At 61.4% G+C, this 5367-nt stretch carries 6 protein-coding genes and 1 pseudogene; 6 read left to right on the top strand and 1 reads right to left on the bottom strand.

Annotated features, from left to right (window positions below):
- The 6 genes from EOA86_RS20460 to EOA86_RS20435 all read left to right on the top strand — a co-directional run.
- Nucleotides 1–1510 (top strand): pilus assembly protein TadG-related protein (locus EOA86_RS20460; protein ID WP_128343303.1); only part of this gene is annotated, 1510 nt, incomplete at its 5' end.
- Entirely contained in the window at nt 1510–2043 is a 534-nt protein-coding gene (locus EOA86_RS20455) for a TadE/TadG family type IV pilus assembly protein (protein WP_029348659.1), read from the top strand. The genes EOA86_RS20460 and EOA86_RS20455, both read left to right, overlap by 1 nt.
- Nucleotides 2044–2045: 2 nt before the next feature.
- Entirely contained in the window at nt 2046–2681 is a 636-nt protein-coding gene (locus EOA86_RS20450; RefSeq protein ID WP_128343301.1) for a TadE/TadG family type IV pilus assembly protein, read from the top strand.
- Nucleotides 2678–3841 (top strand): AAA family ATPase, encoded by a 1164-nt coding sequence (locus EOA86_RS20445; protein WP_128343299.1) that lies wholly within the window; start codon nt 2678–2680, stop codon nt 3839–3841. Before EOA86_RS20450 ends, EOA86_RS20445 begins: the two co-directional genes overlap by 4 nt.
- Nucleotides 3825–4415, top strand: coding sequence for a L,D-transpeptidase (locus EOA86_RS20440; RefSeq protein ID WP_128343298.1), 591 nt, complete (start codon nt 3825–3827; stop codon nt 4413–4415). The genes EOA86_RS20445 and EOA86_RS20440 overlap by 17 nt, the downstream gene beginning before the upstream one ends.
- Nucleotides 4412–5002 (top strand): hypothetical protein, encoded by a 591-nt coding sequence (locus tag EOA86_RS20435; protein ID WP_127208600.1) that lies wholly within the window; start codon nt 4412–4414, stop codon nt 5000–5002. The genes EOA86_RS20440 and EOA86_RS20435 overlap by 4 nt, the downstream gene beginning before the upstream one ends.
- Nucleotides 5003–5104: 102 nt before the next feature.
- Here EOA86_RS20435 and EOA86_RS39480 read toward each other — a convergent pair.
- Nucleotides 5105–5367 (bottom strand): annotated as a pseudogene (locus EOA86_RS39480) (hypothetical protein); the annotation flags it as partial.

Genomic DNA, 5367 nt, shown 5'->3' with positions numbered 1-5367 from the left:
CTGGCACGATCAGAGGGGAATAGCGCTGATTCTGGTCAGCGTCACGCTGCCGGCGATCATCGGCTTTTCGCTGCTCGCAATCGATATGAGCCGGGTAAACAACCTCCACAACGATCTTCAGAAGGGCGCTGACGCGTTTGCGCTCGCGGCGGCAGCGGAACTGGACGGAAGCAGCGGTTCCTGGGCGCGAGCCGAACGTGCCATGGCGACGCTCGTGGACAATCAAAGCAACTTCTCCACGGCAGGCAGGTTCACTCTCACCTCCGGTCAGCCGGGAGGCACGCAGCGCTGCAACAGTGCTGGCAACATTTCCTGGTGCTTCCTCAAAGCGATCCCTGCCAACGACGGAACCAAGATTACAACCGCCAATCAGGCCAACTATCTTGCAGATGCCAACCTGGCTGTCGGACAGGCGGAAACACGGTTCATCCAGGTGACAGTCGCTCCCCAAGGGTTTGCCGCGATCTTTCCCGCCTCATTTGTGACATCCGGCGTCAGCGACAGCTTCAATGTCGGGGCAGTCGCGGTAGCGGGCTTCACCTCAGGCGTCTGCGATTTCACACCGGTCTTTATGTGCAACCCCTATGAGATGGTGAACGGGACAAACAATGCCGGGGGTTATACGCTTGAGCAGGCCGTTTCCAATCCGGCTGTCCGTCGCCGGCTGATCGAACTGAGGAAGGTCGGAAACGGGGCTGCGGCCGGTCCGGGCAACTTCGGCTTCCTCGAGCCTCCGCCAGATGTGGGAAATGGTGCTCAAGCACTGGCCCAGACGATCGCAACGTCGACGCCGATTGGCTGCTACAATTCCGCGAACGTAACGACGAAGACCGGTCAGAATGCCGGCCCGGTGCAAGACGCCTTCAACGTTCGTTTCGGGATTGGAGCTAACGGCAACCACTTCGACAGCCCCGAATACGGTCCGGCCGCCAATGTCCGAAAAGGCGCGATACGGACCACAGGCAGCGCCAATCAATGCCCTTCCATGAACCAACTTTCATTCACCGAAGCTGGAACGATGGGCCTTCCGCGCGATGCGACAACGCCGTATCTGGGCGGCAGGATGGGCGACGGAAATTGGAACTTCTCCGGCTATTGGAGCACCAACTTCGGTTCCGCTGCCTATCCAACCGCATGGGACACGACCAAGCCAACGCGCTATGAGGTTTATCGGTACGAGATATCGAACGGGTTAGTAGCGACCGCATCGACCGGTGGAGAGATCGGAACGCCGGCCGCAGCTTGCCAACCGCCTGTCACGACAGTTGATCGTCGGTTGCTTTATGGCGCGATCCTGAACTGCACTGCACTCGAAGCTGCTGGCAACGGCCTGTCCGGCCATAGCACCAATCTGCCGGTCGAAGCCTTCGGCAGTTTCTTCCTCACTGAACCCGTGCCGTCAGCATCAGAGGACGCGTCGGTGATGGTCGAACTGGTCGACGTAACCGGCGGTGCCGGCCAGGGCACGCTTGACAATTTCCTTCGCGACGAAGCCCAGCTCTACCGGTGATGGCGATGATCGCAGCGCTGTACCATCGTCTCCACAGATTTCGACGCGAGCAGCGCGGCACGGCTCTCGTCGAAATGGCGCTGATCGCGCCGCTGATGCTGATCCTGTCGGCGGGCGTGTTCGAGTTCGGCAATATGATCCACCAAAAGCTGCTGATGGAGGCCGGCCTGTCTGACGCCGCACGCTTTGCCGCGCGCTGCAACAGCCAGTTGTATACCAAGGCCGGGCTGGCGGCGATCAATTGCGCCGATATCGCCACAAACATCGCGGTGTTCGGCAATGCTGCGGGGACAGGGAGTGCGCGCATCGTCGGCTGGCAGAAGGCGAATGTGACGGTGACCATTGCCGCTTCAGGCTCGTGCCATGACGCCGTGGTCGCAGGTGTCACCCAATATCGCGCTACCACCCCACAGGTCTGCATCGTCAGGGCGGCGGGGACGTTGGCCTATAGTGGCATCGGAATGCTGTCTCTGGTCCGCATTGGCCCCATGACGCTAAATAGCTCTCACGAGGAGCGGTTGATCCGGTTCTGATCATGATCAGGGGTTTCGCAAAATCGGAAGGCGGCGCGACGACGGTGGAGATGGCCATCGTATCGACACTGCTGTTTGCCCTTGTTCTCGGCTTCGTCGATTTCGGTTACGCCCTCTATCAGTGGAACGCTGCCAACAAGGCCGTGCAGCTCGGCGCACGTCTGGCCTCGATTTCCGATCCGATTGCCACCGCGCTAGCTACAGCCGCACCGACGACGGCACCGGGCGCCCCGGTGGTTGCTGCCGCTTATGGACCCTTCGCCTGCACATATACCGCCGGCTCGGGCGCTTGCAGCAATGGCGGCACATTCAATGCCGCCAATTTCAGCCGTATCTTCCGCGGCGATACGGCAGTCACCAATGACGACGCCTGTGTCCCGCTGGCGACAGACCAGCGGCCGGGTATGTGCCATTTCTTTTCAGGCCTGCGGCGCGACAATGTCGTCATCACCTATTCCGCCACCGGCTTGGGCTATCAGACCCGGCTGGGCGGGCCGGTGCCGACAATCACCGTCAGGCTGCAGAACCTGACCTTCCAGTTCTTCTTCCTCGGCGGCCTGCTCGGATACGGAAACCTCACCCTGCCCTCGATGCTCAGCACGGTCACGGGCGAAGACCTGAGGAGTACATCGCCATGAACGCCATCAACACCAAGGTCCTCCCGACCAAACGAAAGCAGGTGGCGCTATTTTCGTCGGATCCGCAGTTCAAGCGCGAGGTGGCGACGCGGCTGGACGCGCTGGCCATCTACGACGTCCGGATTTCCGAGACGGTTGACTTCCTCAATGGTCCGCCGTCCGAGACGCGGCCGGGCATCGTCATCCTCGACCTGGCCAATGGCGAGCTGCTCGGCATGCCCGGCATCGTCGCGGCCCGCGCCTTGTGGGCATCCGTGCCGCTGATCGCGGTCTCCGACGAATTGACTTCCGAACAGACGCGCATCCTGGTCCGCATGAACGCCTCGGACTGGCTGCACAAGCCGCTCGACGCCAAGGAGCTGCTGAACGCGGTCACGTTCCACGACACCGGCAACCAAGGCACCAAGAGCCGCATCATCACTTTCATCAGCGCCAGCGGCGGCGCCGGCGCCACGACGCTCGCTTTGTCGGCGGCGGAATTCCTGGCGTCGAAATCCACCGAACGCGCGGCTTCGACCTGCCTCGTCGACCTCGATTTCCAGAGCGCCAATTGCGGCGCCTACCTCAACCTGTTCAACCAGTTCGACCTGGCCGGCATTATCGGCCAGCCGGAAAGGCTCGATGTCGAACTGATGGACGTCATCAGGCTTTCGCGCCCGTCCGGCCTGACCCTCTATTCATTCGAGAGGCCACAACTGCCGTTTGAGCCGCAGGGCGCGAATTTCGTGTTCCGGCTGCTGGACCTCGTCGCCTACCGGTTCGACGACATCGTCATCGACCTGCCGAATATCGAAACCCCCTGGCAGAATTCCGTGCTTTCGACGAGCGACGAGATCTTCATCGTCTTCGAGCTCAACGTCGCCTCGCTGCGGCAAGGCAAGCGGCTCTACACGAAGATCCGCGAGCTGCGCGGCAATGCGGCGAGCATCACGCTGGTCGCCAACAAGCATAAGCGCAAATGGTTCGGCAACCACTTTTCGCGCCGCGAACTCGAGAAGATCTTCAAGGCGCCGCACATCAAGTCGGTCAGCCTGGACAATGCGCTGCTGACCGACGCGCTGAACCGAGCCATCCTGCCTTCCGAAGTGGCTGGGCGGGCGCGTTTCAACAAGGACCTGAAGCGGATGTTCAAAGAGCGGCTCGATGACGCAGCCCGGTAGATACCGCATCGTCCCGAGGCTTGCCGGCGCCTGCATCATAGGCCTGGTGTTGGGGATGCCGGCCTGGGAATTCGCCCATGCCCGGTCCGCGCTGTCGGACCGGCCGCCGCTGCCGGCAATGGGGCCCAGCCTGCGCAAGGCGGTTGCTCTCCAAACCGCGGAACGGCCCGGCACGATCATCATCCGCAAGGACGAGAAGGCACTCTATCTGGTGACCCGGCAGGGCGAGGCGCTGCGCTACCAGATCAGTGTCGGGCGCGACGGCTTTGGCTGGACCGGCATCGTCAAGGTCGGAGCGAAAACGGAATGGCCGGAATGGCACCCGCCTAAGGAAATGCGCGCCCGCCAGCCGGAGCTGCCGGAAATGGTGCCCGCCGGTCCGTATAATCCGCTCGGTGCCAGGGCACTCTATCTGCTGCGGGACGGGCGCGACACGCTCTACCGCATCCACGGCACCAACGATCCCAAGGGCATCGGCTTCGACGGAACATCGGGATGTTTCCGTCTAACCAACACCGATGTGATCGATCTTTTCAAGCGCGTCTCGGTCGGCGCAAGGGTGGTGGTCCAATGACGATGATCAGCGACCCGGATATGCCAGCGATCGACATTGGGCCGGCAACCCACACTGGAGGGCAAGCTGTCGTGGGGAAACCAAGCAATGCAAAGATGATCGGCGTTGTCGCCGTCGGCGCCTTGTTGATCACGGCGGTGAACATAACGGCCGCGGTCTATTTCTACCGCGGCATCAACGATCTGCGCTTTGTCGAACGGCGGCTGGAACAACTCGGATCGTTCGAGCAACGGATCGCAGCCCGGCTTGAGACGGTCAACAACGGCTTTCAAAGCCGCTTTGAAAAACTGGACGGTCAACTGCAGGGCAGCTTCAACGAAGTCAAAGGCAGTATTGCCCGGCTTGAACAGGAGCTGCCCCTGGCCAGTGACGACGACATGTCGAGCATCGCGGAGCCTTCCGTGGTCACGACCAGCACCATGGCGGATGCAGCCACCGTCCTCGAAGAAGCGACCGAACCCAGTATCGTCGAATCGCCGCGCCCGCCCAAAAAGAGGATCGCGGCGGCGCTGCCCCCTGCCCCAAACTCGTCCTACCAGCGCATAGTGCAGCCTGACGGCAAGGTCCATTACAAGAAAATCAATTAGGAGCGACAGACATCGAGAGATCGGTTGTGCGCTCAGCTGGATTCCGAGCTGCCGTCGCCTTGTTGGCAATGCCGATCGGGAGCGCGATGGCTGTGCCCCGAGCTAGAGATCCCGCTGCAGAGCACAAAGCCGTATGGCGAGCGCTTGGGAACGCTGTCGCGCTTCGACAAGAAACGCAACATGACAGTAGGCGCAGGCTGCAGTGCCCAGAAGCAGCACCAGGCTGTTCTGCCATGTGAAATCGAGGATCAGCGAGAATGGATGGCCGCTGGGCGCGGTGAATGCCGCAATTGTGCTCGCTGTCTCAGAATGGCTGCTGGAAGCGATCATTAACCCGACGAAAAGCAGAGCGACGTGGTTGGTAA

Source organism: Mesorhizobium sp. M5C.F.Ca.IN.020.32.2.1, assembly GCF_004023105.1.
Taxonomy (GTDB): domain Bacteria; phylum Pseudomonadota; class Alphaproteobacteria; order Rhizobiales; family Rhizobiaceae; genus Mesorhizobium; species Mesorhizobium wenxiniae.
This window is presented reverse-complemented; position numbering and strand designations above follow the sequence as displayed.